Annotated in this window: 12 protein-coding genes; 4 read left to right on the top strand and 8 right to left on the bottom strand. The window is 61.2% G+C overall.

Going from position 1 to position 15939, the window contains the following annotated elements:
• Positions 1 to 228 precede the first annotated feature (228 nt).
• The 3 genes from A5659_RS17595 to A5659_RS17590 all read left to right on the top strand — a co-directional run bounded on the left by A5659_RS17595 (position 229) and on the right by A5659_RS17590 (position 2918).
• Positions 229 to 1371 (top strand): acyltransferase, encoded by a 1143-nt coding sequence (locus A5659_RS17595; RefSeq protein WP_231997860.1) that lies wholly within the window; start codon positions 229 to 231, stop codon positions 1369 to 1371.
• 79 nt (positions 1372 to 1450) lie between these two features.
• Positions 1451 to 1582, top strand: a complete 132-nt coding sequence (locus A5659_RS28840) for a hypothetical protein (RefSeq protein WP_255364648.1) — start codon at positions 1451 to 1453, stop codon at positions 1580 to 1582.
• Positions 1583 to 1640: 58 nt separating this feature from the next.
• Positions 1641 to 2918, top strand: coding sequence for a glycosyltransferase (locus A5659_RS17590; protein ID WP_082976097.1), 1278 nt, complete (start codon positions 1641 to 1643; stop codon positions 2916 to 2918).
• A gap of 104 nt (positions 2919 to 3022) precedes the next feature.
• On the opposite strand, the gene A5659_RS17585 is transcribed toward A5659_RS17590, so the two are convergent.
• The 8 genes from A5659_RS17585 to A5659_RS17550 all read right to left on the bottom strand — a co-directional run bounded on the left by A5659_RS17585 (position 3023) and on the right by A5659_RS17550 (position 14838).
• Positions 3023 to 4246, bottom strand: coding sequence for a class I SAM-dependent methyltransferase (locus A5659_RS17585; protein WP_197498056.1), 1224 nt, complete (start codon positions 4244 to 4246; stop codon positions 3023 to 3025).
• Positions 4247 to 4570: 324 nt separating this feature from the next.
• On the bottom strand, positions 4571 to 5839 hold the full coding sequence (locus A5659_RS17580) for a glycosyltransferase (RefSeq protein ID WP_067182912.1): 1269 nt from the start codon (positions 5837 to 5839) through the stop codon (positions 4571 to 4573).
• Between the two features lie 114 nt (positions 5840 to 5953).
• The gene (locus A5659_RS17575; protein ID WP_082976096.1) at positions 5954 to 6745 is read right to left on the bottom strand and encodes an ABC transporter permease; all 792 of its coding nucleotides are present in this window, start codon (positions 6743 to 6745) and stop codon (positions 5954 to 5956) included.
• A complete protein-coding gene (locus A5659_RS17570; protein ID WP_067182909.1) occupies positions 6742 to 7485 on the bottom strand; it encodes an ABC transporter permease in 744 nt (247 codons plus the stop codon). Before A5659_RS17570 ends, A5659_RS17575 begins: the two co-directional genes overlap by 4 nt.
• Positions 7482 to 8432 (bottom strand): daunorubicin/doxorubicin resistance ABC transporter ATP-binding protein DrrA, encoded by a 951-nt coding sequence (locus A5659_RS17565; protein ID WP_067182905.1) that lies wholly within the window; start codon positions 8430 to 8432, stop codon positions 7482 to 7484. Before A5659_RS17565 ends, A5659_RS17570 begins: the two co-directional genes overlap by 4 nt.
• A 105-nt stretch (positions 8433 to 8537) precedes the next feature.
• Entirely contained in the window at positions 8538 to 11441 is a 2904-nt protein-coding gene (locus A5659_RS17560; RefSeq protein WP_067182902.1) for an RND family transporter, read from the bottom strand.
• An 89-nt stretch (positions 11442 to 11530) separates the two neighbouring features.
• Positions 11531 to 14422, bottom strand: a complete 2892-nt coding sequence (locus A5659_RS17555) for an RND family transporter (protein WP_067182898.1) — start codon at positions 14420 to 14422, stop codon at positions 11531 to 11533.
• Positions 14419 to 14838: an MmpS family protein gene (locus tag A5659_RS17550; protein WP_067182947.1), complete on the bottom strand. Its 420-nt coding sequence runs from the start codon at positions 14836 to 14838 to the stop codon at positions 14419 to 14421. The genes A5659_RS17555 and A5659_RS17550 overlap by 4 nt, the downstream gene beginning before the upstream one ends.
• Before the next feature lie 858 nt (positions 14839 to 15696).
• Here A5659_RS17550 and A5659_RS17545 point away from each other — a divergent pair.
• Entirely contained in the window at positions 15697 to 15927 is a 231-nt protein-coding gene (locus A5659_RS17545) for an MbtH family protein (RefSeq protein ID WP_067182895.1), read from the top strand.
• The last annotated feature ends 12 nt before the right edge of the window (positions 15928 to 15939 follow it).

The raw sequence follows: 15939 nt of genomic DNA, 5'->3' as shown, positions 1-15939 counted from the left end.
TGCGACGAGCTTCATGGGAGGAACCTTGACGCGGTCACAGTGATCGGCGAACGGTGGATCAAGCTCGCAACCAACGCCTTTCGCGTTTGGCCGTGACTGGACAGTCATATCGGTACCTCACGGTATCGATTGTGCCACTTCTGATTTGGTGGATGGCAGCGTCAGCTTCGCCACGGTCGCCATGCCCGACGCTCAGGAGTGTTGTCGAGGGAGGGGGAGCTTCCATTGATTGACACGACCGCCTTCCCCGACCGCTGGCTGAAGCGGCAATGGACTGGGAGCCCGAAACTTGGGCAGGTATTCAGTCCCCAGACGAATGCGCTGAACGCGTGGCGCTTGGCGTTGGCCACAGGCGTCATCCTTTACCACTCTTGGCCGCTGACCGGACGCGACATGGCATATGGGCCGGCGGCCCAGCTTCTCAATCAGGTGTGGGTCGATGGGTTCTTTGCGCTTTCAGGATTCCTTATCACGGGGAGTTGGCTGCGTACTCCGCGCCTTAAACAATACTTTCTCGCGCGCGGTCTTCGCATCTTCCCGGGACTGTGGGCCTGCCTGTTAGTCGTCGCCTTCGTGATTGCCCCGGTGGCCGTCACCATTCAGGGCGATTCGGCGCGGCGCCTGCTAATGTCCGCCGGACCAATCGAATACGTCCTCAACAACGGAGTGCTAAACGTCTTCTACCTTGGGATCGAGGGCACGCCGCGGGGCGTGCCGTGGTCGGGTGTGTGGGATGGTCCCCTCTATACCCTTCTGTTCGAGGTGATGTGCTACATCGTCGTTGCGGGTCTTGGCCTTGTTCGTCTCGCCGCCAACCGTTGGGTTTCTCCTGTGGCCATCACGCTGGCGCTTTGCGGGTCGCTGCTGTTCTCCTTTCCAACCCGTGCGGAACTGGGGGCGACTCTGCCCCAGATGGTTTCGCGGTTCGCTCTTATGTTCGCCGCCGGCGCGTTGCTGTATCAGTTCCAAGACGCGATTCCCGCGCAGTGGTCACTCGTCGGTGTTGGTGTCGTCATCGTCCTGGTGGCCGGTTTGCTGCCGAACTACCGAGTTATCGCGGCCATTCCGCTCGCTTACGTTGTCATTGTTTCGGGTTCCCTTATCCAGCACAAGCGCTTCAACTTGCGCACCGACCTTTCCTACGGCGCCTATATCTACGCGTGGCCGGTCCAACAGCTGCTTGTCATCTGTGGGCTTGGCGGCTTGAACCCGATCGCTTTCGCGATCGTCGCGACCTTCGCCACTTTGCCGTTTGCTGCCTTGAGTTGGTTTCTCATTGAGAAGCGCGCGCTGGCCTTCAAATCAAGCCTGAAGCGCAGGGCGGGCACTGGCTCGGAGTTGGGGAAGCGCCGCCAGTCAAGCACCAGCTGACCCGATCGGGTGCACCTGGGCGGCCACGGCCGGCGGCCTCAGGTGAGAGAACCGTCGATGGCCAAACGGCGCTTCGCCTATGAAAGCGCCGATCGCGCCAGCAGTGGTGCCGCCCATTGCGCCGGCGATCGTGCAGATCGACGCACAAAAAGCCCTGGTAGGGCTCGATGATTCGAAGTTGCTCGATGTCCTGCCCTTATCCACGCCATAGGCAATAATGGTCGACGTCCAAACCATCGACGCCGAAAAGGGGGAGGGGCTCTGATTTGGTGAGGATTGTGCTGGCAAGTTATGGAACGCGCGGGGATATCGAACCGTGTATCGCCATCGCCCGCGCACTGCAGTCTAGAGGGCACGACGTGCGTGCGGCCGTTCCGCGCAACCTGGTTGGATTCGCCGAAGAGGCCGGTATTGCTGCCGTTGCCTACGGACCCGACGCACGCGAGATCTTAAGCGACGATTTCCTTCGCGACTTCCGAATGAATCTCCGCCGCAGCTTCTGGACGATCTGGAAGCCACTCCAGTTGCTTCGTGAACTCTGGGCGCCCTGGTTACGGCACTGGCCGGAGATGAGCGAGGCATTGACATCGGTGACGGAGGGGGCGGACCTCTTATTCACCGGCTTGGTTTATCAGGAGCTCGCGCTCAACGTTGCGGAACATTACGACATTCCGTTGGTGGCGATGCATTACTTCCCGATACGGTCCTACGGCCAGGTTGTGCCGGGAGCCCCACCGTGGCTGGGCCGGCCCGCTATGCGGCTGTACGACTGGTGGCTCTGGCGTATGAGCAAGAAGGCCGAGGATGCGCAATGTCGTGAACTGGGCTTGCCGAAGACTGCACGTCCCGGGCCGCGACGGATCGCCGAACGAGGATCGCTGGAAATCCAAGCGTACGACGAAATTTGCTTCCCAGGGCTAGCCGCTGAATGGGTCAACTTCGCTGGTCAGCGGCCCTTTATCGGTCCGCTCACGATGGGGTTGACCACAGACGCCGACGATGAGATCGCTGGGTGGATTGCTGCGGGAACTGCGCCCATCTGCTTCGGTTTTGGCAGCATGCCGGTCGCGAAATCACCGGGCGACACCGTCGCGATGATCAGCGAGGCGTGCGCGCAGTTGGGTCATCGGGCGTTGATTTGCTCCGGATGGGCCGATTATGCGGATGCCCGTCATTCCGATCATGTCAAGGTCGTCAAGGCGGCAAACTACGCGAGAGTCTTTCCCGCGTGTCGCGCCGTTGTCTACCACGGAGGCTCGGGCACCACGGGCGCGGTGCTGCGCGCCGGGGTTCCCGCGTTGATCCTGTGGACGGCGGGGGATCAGCCGTACTGGGGGGCACAGGTCAAACGCCTCAAGGTGGGCACCTGCCGGTCGTTTTCGTCTACGACCCGGGAAACGCTGGTGGCCGACTTGCACCAGATCTTGACCCCCGAATACGCCAGCAACGCCCGCGAACTCGCGGGGCGGATGTCCAAAGCCAGCGATAGCCTCGCCAAGGCAGTGGAGCTCATCGAAGACTTCGCTCGCTCGAAGTCGTTCGCCTGATAGACCGAAGCCGGATGGTCGAGCGCTGCAACCGCGCAACGCTGCGGCGAACTGAGTGTCGTTGCCCTGCTAAAAGCTCTCAGATGTCCTGCGCCGCATAATAATCAAGCTAGGTGTACCTGCGGCACGTATAGGATCCACTGTCCGCCTTTGTCTTTGAACAGACTCTCCTTCGCCATGATCTCTTCGGCGTGGTTCCAGGCGAACAGCAATGCGTAGTCGGGGTAAGGCTGGGAAAACGCCTCCGGCGGAAGCACTGGAATTTTCGAGCCGGGCGTCAGGCGTCCCTGTTTCTCCGGAGTCGAATCACATACTGCGGGAAGCAGATCCGGGCCGATTTCGCAATAGTTCAGCACCGTAGCGCTCCTTGACGTCGCACCGTATCCAATGACGCGTTTACCGTCCGAGTGCAGGTCATGGAGGAGTGAAACAAGGTCCGACTTGATGCGAGCGATGTTCTCGGAGAAACGGACGAAGGTCGCCTCTTCGGCTAGGCCTTGCGCCTTTTCCTGTTCCAGGAATTCCCCGACCGCGTCGGATGTTTGTCGGGTGCCCGCGCGGGCCACGGTGTAACGGATGGAGCCACCATGCTGGGACAGGTGCTCGGCATCGACCAGCTCGAAGCCGAACCGAGCGGCCATCGCCTGCACCGAACGGATCGAGAAAAGGTAGATGTGCTCGTCGTACATCTGGTCGAAGTAGTTGAATTTCAGAATGTCACCGAGATAGCGGTCTTCGAAGATGAATAGTCCATCTGGCGCAAGTAGCGAATCCACCCCACGAAGAATGGAGTCAAGGTAGGAGATGTGAGTGAAGGTGTTCGCCGAAAAAATGATGTCCGCCGCACCCTGCTCGGCGCGAATCTCTTCGGCCGTCTCCGCATTGAAGAAGTCGGTGCGTATGTTGATCCCAAGCGAGCGCGCCACGTCCCCAGCCCCTGCTGCGGGGTCGACCCCTAGGTGTCGCACGCCAGCCTGGCTGAGTGTCTTGAGCATGACACCGTCATTGCTACCGATTTCGACGACGAATCCCTGGTCACCACCCGGGAGTGTTTCAGCAAGGCGCCGCGCTACGTCCTCGAAATGCCGGCGGATCCGTTGGGATCCAGAAGCGCGGTAGGGGTAGTCCGCGCGATACATCTGCTTCGCCGGAACTTCTTCTAGCTGCTGCACCATCGTGCACGACGAACAAAGCCCCATGGCAAGACGGAAGAATGGGACCGTGGCAGTTTCCTCGGGGCGGACGAAAGCATTCGAAACTGGCTGGCGACCGAGGTCGACGACCTCACGAAGAACACCGCCGCACAAACGGCAACTGTACTCGGTCAAAAGTATCCCCTATCTCGTATCTCGCTTGCCAGCAGGTCGGTGAAAAGCCTAGACGTCTGTTGAGGACCTCAGATGCGTTTCGGGAAGTTCCCAGGCCTGGTACCCGCGGGGGCGACCGGTCGCGAAACGCGATCCGCAACCCCGCCCGATCCGACGTAACGGTACCACTGCGGCGAGGCCGCTCTTGCCGCACCGAATCCCGTCAGGAGGAAGCACCTCGAACTGGTCGGAGACATCACGCGCGCCGCCCATCCCGAGTCATTTGGCGACGTCACGGCGGGGTGCGAACGGTGGACCACCGGGGGTGAGTCGACGCCCGCGACATCAGCGCGGTTTCGACGATTGCCTCCGGCGGACAGCGCCTTCCAGGATGTCGGCGGCTTTGGCGACGCTTTCGCCGGGGGTTGTCATCCGAGTCGCAAGGGCTTGCGCGCGGGCGACGTACTCAGGGGCGAGGATGCGTCGAAGGTCGGATATTAGGGATTCGCGGGTGGTGGCAGCCGAAAAATGCCGTGCAGTGCCCACCTTCAACCGTTCGACCTGAGCTGCCCAGTACCTCTGTTGACCCGAACTCCACAGGATCAGCGCCGGGAGTCCAGCGCGTAGGACGGCGGCTGTTGTTCCCGAGCCGCCGTGGTGGACGGCGGCACGGCAGGCGGGGAAAACGGCACCGAAGTTGACGGTGCCCGCGACCTTGACGTTGTCGAACTGCGGAGCTTCGCTGAAGTCAGTCCCAAAGGAGCACACCAACGCGCGCTCGCCTACCTGGGCGCAGGCCGCGCTGACCATTTCGACTGTGGCGGTGGGGGATTCGACCGGTATGCTGCCGGGAGCAAAGAATATCGGCGGCGTTCCCGCCGCAATCCACGACGCGACTTCGTCATCGGTGTCCGTGGTCAATCCCATTGTCAGCGTGCCAACGAAGGGGCGCTGTGCTTTCCATCGTGCCCATTCGTCTGCCAGGCCGGGAAAGCACACGTCGTCGTAGGCCTGAATCTCTATCGACCCGCGCTCGATCATTCGCTGCGGCGAGGAAACCGTTGCCGGCGGTAGGCCCAATTGCCGGCGCTGCTCGTTTTCCACATTCTTCGATGAGCGCCAAAATAGCCATTCGGTCAACTTTCCCACGTTGCGGACAAGTGGTGAAGGCAGTCTGGGCAGGAGCTGACCATTTGGCCGCATTGGGAAGTCATGCAGCGTTGTGAACGGGATGTCGTAATACTCCGCGACGTTGGCGGCGGGCTGCTCAAAATTGAGACCCGAGGATAGTAGGTCTGCCCCATCCGCCACTGACACGAGCGTCGCGCTAGTCTCCTCCCAGTACCGGATGATCGGCCTCCACAGGTCGCGCAGCAACTTGACGGGGTTGCGGGCGAAACCCTTCCAGAAGTTGCGGAGAAACTCCTCGTCGAGAAAGTCCTGGAGTACGGGCCCATACGAGATCGCCTCGAGGCCGGCCGTCTCAACAAAACCGATAAGTTCGGGCGGCACCGCCATGCGGACTTGGTGGCCCCTGCGCAACAGCTCACGGCCGACAGCCGCAGAAGGCTCGACATCGCCACGGGTTCCATAGCATGCGAGGGCGAATTTCATTACAGTTCAAACCTTTCGAGTGCCATACGGCAGCGGCGTCACTATAGCGGTCAGTTGTCGCTTTACTTTTTCGAAGTCGAAGGCCTCGCGACCGATAGTTGTAGAGAAAACTCTTTATGCGCTGTGCTCGGCTGCGGAACGATAGCCGCGCACGGCTATCGGAATAAACACCGCCAGCAGCGTGACGGCCCAGGCCAAGGTCATGGCCAACGGCCATATGAGTGGGCCGCCGTGGGCCAGTGCCCGCATCGTCTCGATGGGCGGCGACATTGGTTGGACACGAACGAACGGCCGAAGCCAACCCGGAAACAGCGAAATCGGTGTGGTCCCGGGATTGACGAATGCCAAGGCGAGAGTCGCACCCACGACCCATGTCATGAGGACGCGGCCATTGGTGCGGATCGCCACGGCCATCACGAGCGCCATGAACCCGACCACTGCCGCGGACGGCACCAGAATGTAAATCAGCGCTGTCGCCCAGCCGTGCGTGAAGCGTAGCCCCAATGCCACGCCGAGAGCAGTGATCAAGACCGTCCCGAAAAGCGCGCGTACGGCCTCCGCGGTCAGACACCCGGCCAGGGCGCTCGCCCGATGCACCGGCAGCACCCACATCCGACTGAGCAGCCCCGACTGGCGGTCCATCGTGATGCCGACAGAACCGCTCAGGCAACCCAGGAACCCGGACAGCACCGCGCACAGCGGGACGAGGCCGTAAACGCCGTCGGCGCCGGTAACCTTGCGGACCTGCTCGCCCAACACGGCCTCATAGACGACCAGAAGGAAAATAGGAAGCATCAGCGATCCCAGCATTACCGCCCCGTCGCGACGCCACCGGATGAGGAGTCGACTGGCCTGCAGCCAGCTCTGGGTCAGCAGGCTTCCTTGGATCCTTTGTTGCGGTGTCATTTGCCCCGCCTTTGCATGCGCAGCGTGATTGCGCCGAAGACCAGCACCATTCCCGCACACCACGCCAAGCTGGCGACCAAATTGCTTGCGAGGACATGTCCGGCGGCCAGGCCACGCAGTGTCTCGGCAACCTGAGATACCGGCTGGTTGCGGACGTATGGGCGCAACCACCCGGGAAAGGTTTTTTCAGGGGCGATTCCCGTCGACAGAAAGAAGAGCAGCAACTGAGGGACGAACAACAGGTGGCTGGCACCTTGGATGCTGTTCGTGCTTGACCCTAGGGCGTCGGCGCCCATCCCCACAGCCAGACACAGGAACAGCGCCATGAGAAGGAAAGCCGCCGCGTAGCCCGGTCCGCCGGTCATCCGGAATCCGAACGCATAACCGGCGAGCATCGCCACCGCGAGCGCGAGTACGGCCCGGATGAGTGCGGCCAACATGCGAGCACTGACAGGGGTTATGGCGGTGACCGGCAGTGTCGCCAATCGCTCGCCAAGCCGACTCAGGTGGTCACGCGCCGCGCGGTCCGCGGTGAGCAGGCCGACGAACACCATGGTCTGGACGACCACCGCGGGCAGAAGATAGTGCGAGTAGCTCACTCCGTCGGTGTCGATCAGGCCCTGCAGTGCAACGGTAAACCCCCCCAAATATGCAATCGGTGAGGCGATTTCGAAGACCATCTCCCCGTCGCGTGCCCCTGACATGAGCGAACGCTCGGTTAGGGCGACCAGGGCACTCATGGTTGGGCGGCGGTCCGTTCGGTGAGGTGCAGGAAGGCTTCGTCCAATGACGGTTTGCGCAGCGAGATGTCAGCGAGTTCAACGCCGAGTGCGTCGACGCGGCGAAAGACCTCGACCAGGGTGGCCACCCCGTCGGACGCGACCACCGACAGCGAGTTTGTCTCGGCGTCGATATCGATTCCATCGAGCCCGCCCAGACCCTCCGCAATGCGAGGCAGGTCGTTCGGGTCGGCCGGGGTCACTTGGCAATAGCTGATACCGACCCTCTGCTTCAGCTCTTCGGCGGTGCCGCTGGCGATTTCGCGTCCGTGGTCGATGACGACGATCGAATCGCTTAATACGTCGGCCTCTTCCAGGTACTGCGTGGTCAGCAGAATGGTGACACCTTGCAAGGCCAACCGTTTGACGAGGGCCCACATGTCGCGTCGTCCGCGGGGGTCCAGCCCAGTGGTCGGTTCGTCGAGGAAGAGCACTTTGGGCAACACCACCAGGGCAGTGGCAAGATCGACGCGCCGCCGCATGCCTCCGGAATATGTCGCCAATTGCCGATCGGCCGCGCCGACAAGGTCGAACTGTTCGATCAGCTCGTCGGCACGGGCCTTTGCCTGCGCTCGACGCAGGCCTCGCAGCCTGCCGAACAGCACCAGATTCTCCCGCCCGGTGAGCAGGAGGTCGGTCCCGCTGAACTGGCCGACCACCGCGATGCTGGCGCGTACCTGAGCGGATTGGCCGCCGATGTCGTATCCGGCAACGGTCGCGCGGCCTGAGGTCGGGCGGATGAGCGTTGACAAGATATTGACGGTGGTCGTCTTGCCGGCTCCGTTGTGGCCTAGTAGACCGCATACCGTGCCGGTCGGCACTGAAAAGCTAACCCCTGCGAGCGCGGGCGCTTCTTCTCGCCCGAATGTCTTTGTGAGGCCTTCGACCTCGATCGCCAGTGAGCTCACAGTACGGAGTATTTCATGGTCGGTACCCCCCTGTTGGCCGTATGAGTAGGACGGAAAACTCTCGAGCGAACGCGCTGCCGACGTGGGTGAAATGCGACGGTCGACCTATACAGACGCCTTGGGAATCGGAGCCGTGATGGGTTCATCGTCGTGGTGGAGCAGGGCGCGGACCGACGGACGCGTTCCCACGGAACGAAGCAGCAAGCTGGCCGGCCGTGGGCGAACTAGTTGCGGCCACCAGAACCATCGCCCGAGCAGCGCGGCGATGGTAGGCGTCATGAACGAGCGCACGATCAATGTGTCGAACATCAGGCCCAAGCCGATCGTGGTACCGACCTGACCGATGATGCGCAGGTCGCTGACCACCATCGACGCCATCGTGAAGGCGAACACCAGACCCGCATTCGTCACGACCTTGCCGGTACCGCCCATCGCGCGAATGATGCCCGTATTGATGCCGCCCGCTAATTCCTCTTTCATTCGGGATACCAGCAGCAGGTTGTAGTCCGAACCGACCGCCAACAACACGATCACAGACATCGGTAGCACCATCCAGTACAACTTGATGCCGAAGATGTACTGCCAGATCAGCACCGAAATCCCGAACGACGCGCCCAACGAAAGCGTCACCGTGCCCACGATCACCAGGGCAGCAATGAAACTTCGGGTAAGAATCAGCATGATGATGAAAATCAGACACAGTGCACCAATGCCCGCAATGAAGAGGTCGTAAGTGGAGCCGTCGCGGAAGTCCTTGAACGTCGACGCCGTACCCGCGATGTAAATCTTCGAGTTTTCCAGCGGCGTGTTCTTGAGCGCCTCCTCGGCCGCCAGCCTGATCTTGTCGATGCGGTTCACGCTTTCCGAAGTCGCGGGATCGCCTCGGTGCGAAATGATGAAGCGGGCGGCCTTCCCGTCAGGCGACAGGAATTGGGCCATCGCGCGCTTGAAGTCCGCATTGTCGAAAATCTCGGGCGGCAAATAAAACGAGTCGTCATTCTTGGCGTCGTCGAAAGCCTGCCCCATGGCGGTGGCGTCCTGGTCGCTACTGTCCATCTGGCCAAGGATCCCGGACATGGTGCTGTGGTTCGTCAGCATCATGTTGCGCATGTCCTCGGACATCGCGATCATCGGCGGATACTGCTCGAGCAGCTGTGGCATCAGTCGATCCATATGGTCGAGATCCTTTAAAAGATCGACCATCTTGTCGCTGAGGGTATCGACGCCGTCAAAAAGTTCGAAAATCTGACGCAACGAAAAGCAGATAGGAATGTCGTAGCAGTGCTTTTCCCAGTAAAAATAGCTGCGTAGCGGCCTGAAGAAATCCTCGAAATCCGACATCTTGTCACGCAACTCCCAAAGAATAACGGTCATTTCTTTGGTCTTCTGTATCGAATCGTGGGTGATATCAGTGAGGCGCTTCTGCAGTTCATAAAGATGCTTCATGATCGCGATCTGTTTGGCCATCATGTCCGCTTGGACCAGCATGTCGTCCATGCGCGCCCGCATGTACTTCATGTCCTCACCCATCGTCGCCTGCTGCATGCTGAGCAGGAACGGAATCGAGGTGTGCTGGATCGGCGTTCCCTCGGGCCGCGTGATGCCCTGCACGCGAGAGATCCCGTGCACTGCGAAGATCGCTTTCGCAAGTCGATGCAGCAACAGAAAGTCTGCCGAGTTCCGCATGTCGTGATCGGATTCGATCATCAAAATTTCGGGCATCATGCGCGACTGGTTGAAATGGCGGTCGGCGGCCGCGTAACCGACATTCGCGGGAACGTTGTCGGGCATGTAGAGCCGGTTGTTGTAGCTCGTCTGGTAGCCGGGCAAGGTCACCAGGCCCACCAGTGCGACAGCGATCGTCGCGCACAGGATGGGCGCGGGCCAGCGGACGATCGCCGTGCCGATCCGCCGCCACCGGCCGAATCCGATCGCCCGCGTTGGATCGAACAACCCGAAGCCACTTCCGACGGTCAGCACCGCCGGCACCAGCGTTAGGGCGATCACCACCGAGATGAGCATGCCCACGGAGCAGGGCATGCCCATGGTCTGGAAGATGGGCATGCGAGTGAAGCTCAGGCACAACATCGCCCCGGCGATCGTCAGACCGGAACCCAGGACGACGGGGGCGACGCTGCGATAGGTGGTGAAATACGCCGTCTGCCGGTCTTCGCCGGCCTGGCGCGCCTCCTGATAGCGGCCGAAGAAGAAGATCGCGTAGTCCGTGCCGGCGGCCATCGCCAGGGCCACCAGCAGATTGACGGCAAACGTGGAAAGCGGCATCCAATTGTTGTTAGCGATAAAGGCGATGACACCGCGAGCTGCGAAGACCTCGATCCCGACGGTGATCAACAGCAATACGACGGTCGTGATCGAGCGGTAGACCAGGAGCAGCACGACGAAGATGATCAGGGCGCCGATCATCGTCATTTTGAGAATGGATCGGTCACCGGCGAGCTGCATATCGGAGAACAGCGCCGAGGGACCGGTGACATAGGCCTTGACCCCGGCAGGCGGTGGCGTGCGTGCGATGGCATCGCGGACCGAGGCCACGGATTCCTGGCCCAGGGTCGTGCCTTGGTTGCCCGCCAGATTCAACTGCACATAGACAGCCTTCCCGTCCGGGCTCTGCGCGCCCGCCGCGGTGAGGCGATCGCCCCAGAGGTCCTGCACATGCTCGATATGCTTTGTGTCGCTTTTTAATTCAGCAACCAGTTTGTCGTAGTAGGCATGCGCCTGATCTCCAAGCGGCTGCTGTCCCTCCAAGACCAGCATCGCGAAGCTGTCCGAGTCGGATTCCTTGAAGTCCCGGCCCATGCGTTGCATGGCCTGCACCGCCGGCGCGTCCTGGGGGGCGAGTGGCACCGAATGCTGTTGGCCGACAATCTCGAGCCGTGGCACGCCGAACGTCACCAGCAGGGTCAGCGCCACCCACCCGATGATGATGAACACCGCAAGGTGGCGAATGGTCCGCGCGAAGCGCGAAGGTTGGGGCGGATGCGTGGTCATAACGCCCTCGACAGGTCGACGACGCTAGAGCCCGGTGTCACAGTCTTCCCCACGGTTGCTGTTCCCATCCTGAAGTGGAAAGCCCCCACTTATTGCGGCTGCTTCAGGAGCAGTGAACGCACCAACGGACGGGGACCGGTGTGTCGCAGCATCGTGCTGGCCGGGCGGGGGCGAACCAACTGTGGCCACCAGAACCAGCGTCCCAGCAATGCGGCGACGGACGGCGTCATGAATGCTCGCACGATCAACGTGTCGAATATCAGGCCGATGCCGATCGTCGTGCCCACCTGGCCGATGCTGCGCAGTTCGCTGACCGCCATGGAGGCCATAGTGAAGGCGAACACCAAGCCGGCATTCGTCACGACCTTTCCGGTACCGGCCATGGCGCGGATGATGCCCGTGTGGATTCCGGCGGCCAGTTCCTCCTTCATTCGAGAGACCAACAGCAAGTTGTAGTCAGACCCCACCGCCAGCAGCACGATCACGGAGGTGGACAGCACACTCCAGTGCAGCTGCATGTGCAGCAAGTACTGCCAAACCAGCACGGACAACCCGAAGGACGCGCCGAGTGAAAGCAGAACCGTGCCGACGATCACCATTGCGGCAATGAAACTTCGCGTCATGATCAGCATGATGATGAAGATGAGGCAGATGGCGGATACGCCGGCGATCAAGAGGTCGAACATGGATCCGTCGACCAGATCTTTGGTAATTGCCGCGGTACCGGTCAAATAGATTTTGGCGTTTTCCAGGGGAGTGCCCTTGAGCGATTCCTCGGCCGCCGTCTTGATCTGTTCGACCCGGTTGAGGCCTTCGGGTGTCGACGGGTCGCCCCGCTGGGAGATCAGAAGACGGACATCCTTACCGTCCGGCGACATGAACACCTTCTCGACCCGCTTGAAGGAGTCCGAGCCGTTGATGATTCCCGGTGGAAGGTAGAAGGAATCGTCATTCTTGGAGGCGTCGAACGCCTGCCCCATGGCGCTCGGATCCTTGGAACTCGAATCCATTTGGCCCATGACGCCGGACATCGTGCTGTGCATCGTCAGCATCATGCCGCGCATGCTGGACATGGTTTCGATCATGGGCGGGATCTGCATGACCAGCTCGGGGAGCAGGGCGTCCAGTTGGTCGAGGTTCTTGACCAGGTCGCCCAGTTTGTCGTTGATCTCGTCGACGCCGTCGATGGCATCGAAAATGGACCTCAGTGAAAAGCAGATGGGAATGTCGTAGCAGTGCTTTTCCCAATAGAAATAACTGCGGATCGGGCGCCAGAAGTCCTCGAAATCCGAGACACGATCTCGCAATTCGGATGTGATGTCCTGCATTTCGTGGGTTGTCTTGACCATGTGGTGCGTCGTGGCGACGAGCTCGCGCATCAGGTCCAGCATGTGCTGCATGATGCCGATCATCTTCCCCAGCTCATTGGCCTGGGTCAGCATGTCGTCCATGCGATCTTTTTGAAAAGCCATGTTCTGCAGCTGGCTCGCCTGGCCCATGCTGATGATCCACGGAATCGTGGTGTGCTGCAGCGGCACTCCCTCGGGGCGCGTTACCGTCTGAACGGTCGCAATTCCGGGAACCGCCAGAACGCCCTTGGCGAGCTTGTTGATCACCAGCATGTCCGTCGGATTGCGCAAATCATGATCGGTCTCGATCAACAGAATCTCGGGCATCGACATGCGCTGGCCGGGGAAGTGCCGGGCCGCGGCCGCGTACCCCACGTTGGCGGGAATGCGGTCCGGAATGAATTTCTGGTCGTCATAGCTGGGCTTGTAATTCGGCAGCGTCAACAGCCCAATCAGCGAGACGGCCAACGAGGCGATGAGGATGGGCGCCGGCCACCGCACGATGGCCGTACCGATCCGTCGCCACCTGCGGGTCGAGAGCGCACGCCGTGGGTCGAAGAGACCAAACCGGGCTCCGGCGGCCAGAAGGGCCGGCCCCAGCGTTATCGCGACCAGGACCGCGATGGAAATGCCGACGGCGCAGGGAATGCCGAGCGGCTGGAAAAATGGGAGTCGGGTGAAACTGAGGCAGAGCACCGCGCCGGCGATCGTCAGGCCCGATGCCAGCACCACCTTGGCCACACTGTTGAAGGTGGTGTAAAAGGCTTCTTCCCGGCTTTCGCCTGCGTGCCGCGCCTCTTGATATCGGCCGACGAAGAAAATGCCATAGTCGGTACCCGTCGCGATGACGGCGGCGACCAGCAGGTTGACGGCAAAAGTGGTAAGGCCGACCAACCCGAGATGGCCGAGCAGCGCGACCATTCCCCGCGCGATCTGCAATTCAAGGCCGACGATTAGCAACAGCAGAATGACCGTGACGATCGACCGATAGACAAGCAGCAATGTCAAGAAAATCACGGCCAGACTGACCAGGGTAACCAGCATGATGCTTTGCTGGCCGGCGATATTCATGTCGGCGACGATGGGTGCCGGCCCCGTCACGTAGACCTTTAAACCCGGTGGGGGCGAAGCCTCCTGCACGATCTTTCGAACGGCCGCCACTGACGCGTCACCTGCGGCCGCGCCCTGGTTACCGCTCAGGTTCACCTGTACGTATGCGGCCTTGCCGTCCTGGCTCTGCGCCGCGCCGCGGGTCAGCGGATCGCCCCAGAAGTTCTGGACGTGCTGCACATGCGCGTGATCGTCTTCCAAAAGCTTGACCAAGCGGTCGTAATACTTGTGCGCGTCGTCGCCGAGTTGCTGCTGGCCCTCCAGCAGGATCATCGCCAACGCGCCTGAGTTGGTCTCGTGGAAATCCTGGCCAAGCCGCTCCATGGCCTTGAAGGACGGTGCGCCCAACGGGCTCAGCGATACGGCGTTCTCCGCCTCGACCTGCTCCAGCGACGGGACACCGATGCTGATCAGGACGGCGATTGCAAGCCAGCCCAAGATGATAGGAACCGACAAGCGATGGATGAATCGCGCGATACGCGGCCGCTTGGCCGGCTGGGTCTCCAATGGGGGCGCGCTCATGTTGCCGTCAACACGCAGTAGGTGAAGGCATTCAATTCGTGCGAGATCCTCTCGGCTTTGACGACACCGTCGACCACGATGCGGCAGCCGAGACTATCGCTGTTGCCCTGCGCGACCACATTTCCCACGATCGATGGCAGCGTCGTCGAGATGTCGAACGTCCACGGCAGCTCGACACCGTTGATGTGGTTCGGCTCGCCGTTGGCGTCAAAGTAGCTGATGTCGGCCATCGAGCCGGCGGGGCCGAAGACCTCGTACTTCACGTGCTTGGGATTGAACGGTTTGGTGTCCTGTTGCCGGGATTCGGCGTAGCTCGGGCGCTTCTCGGAGCCGAAGACACCGTGCAACCGCGAGACGGTCATGCCTCCGGCGACGACGACGGCCACGATGACGAGCGGGATCCACAGTCGGCCCAGGAAACCGAAGAGCCCGGGGCCCCTTTTCGTCTTCGGCCGGGTCTTGGACGGGCCGCTTGGCTGCTCGGATTCTTTTGACGATCGACGACCAAAGCCCAGGAAACCGCGTTGGCTAATGTCTCGTCCTTCCGCGATGGTGTTGTCGGGCCGGGCCCGTACCTCCGATTCGACCACTGCACCCCCTCTAGCCGCGCCGTCGCGCCCGCGCGGTGTTCGCCCCCGACCATGCAACTACACATCGGCCGCAATCGCGCCGGGTGACGGCGCTCCGAATGCCAGGCCCGCCGATCAGTTGTTTTTCCGTCACCTCTTGCGGGTCCCGCCCTCGGGGAGCGCGACCAGGTCTTGATGAGTAAACCACGGCAGTCGCTTCCGTATCAGTGCTTTGTCAACGCGATGCGGGATCGTAATGCCTAAACGGCTGAGTAACGACATCTCCTGATCACGAATCCGCCCGAGGACTCGCGCAACGTCGCACCGCCACCTAAGCACAACACACCGTACGTGTCACTGGCCCAGATGGTTCAAGGTTCCTCGCCGGAGCCGGGCTCGTTCGCCTCGTGGTGATTTTCCCGGTCACCACGACTTCGGCTAAGCTGTGTGCGCGATAAGCACGATAACTTCATCGGCCTGAAGGACGTGCCTGTCCCAGTAGCGATATCTCTCATCAAACGCCATTGGTACAGGTCAGTGCAGCGAATATGCGGGCATCGGGGCCCGCCGCACACCGAACACTGGATAGCTTCAGCAACCTTCTAGGCCACACCAGGAACTTTGTCCAAACCCAGGGCGAGCGCCTTGCGGCTCCACTATGGTTTGGACCTGTTCCACTCATGTCCACTTGCATCCTGGAGAACTGTGAGCATCAACCCATTCGACGACGACAACGGCAGCTTTTTCGTGTTGGTGAACGACGAGGAGCAGCACAGCTTGTGGCCGGCATTCGCCGATGTTCCGGATGGCTGGCGGGTGGTTCACGGGGAAGCGGACCGAGCAGCGTGTCTGGAGTACATCGAACAGCATTGGCCCGACATTCGGCCGAAGAGCCTGCGGGACAAGCTCGCAACGGGACGGGGTTTTGACCAGTAACCCGCCGGGGTA

Origin of the sequence: Mycobacterium sp. 1165196.3 (assembly GCF_001673415.1) — a bacterium.
GTDB classification, from domain to species: Bacteria; Actinomycetota; Actinomycetes; order Mycobacteriales; family Mycobacteriaceae; genus Mycobacterium; species Mycobacterium europaeum_A.
This window is presented reverse-complemented; position numbering and strand designations above follow the sequence as displayed.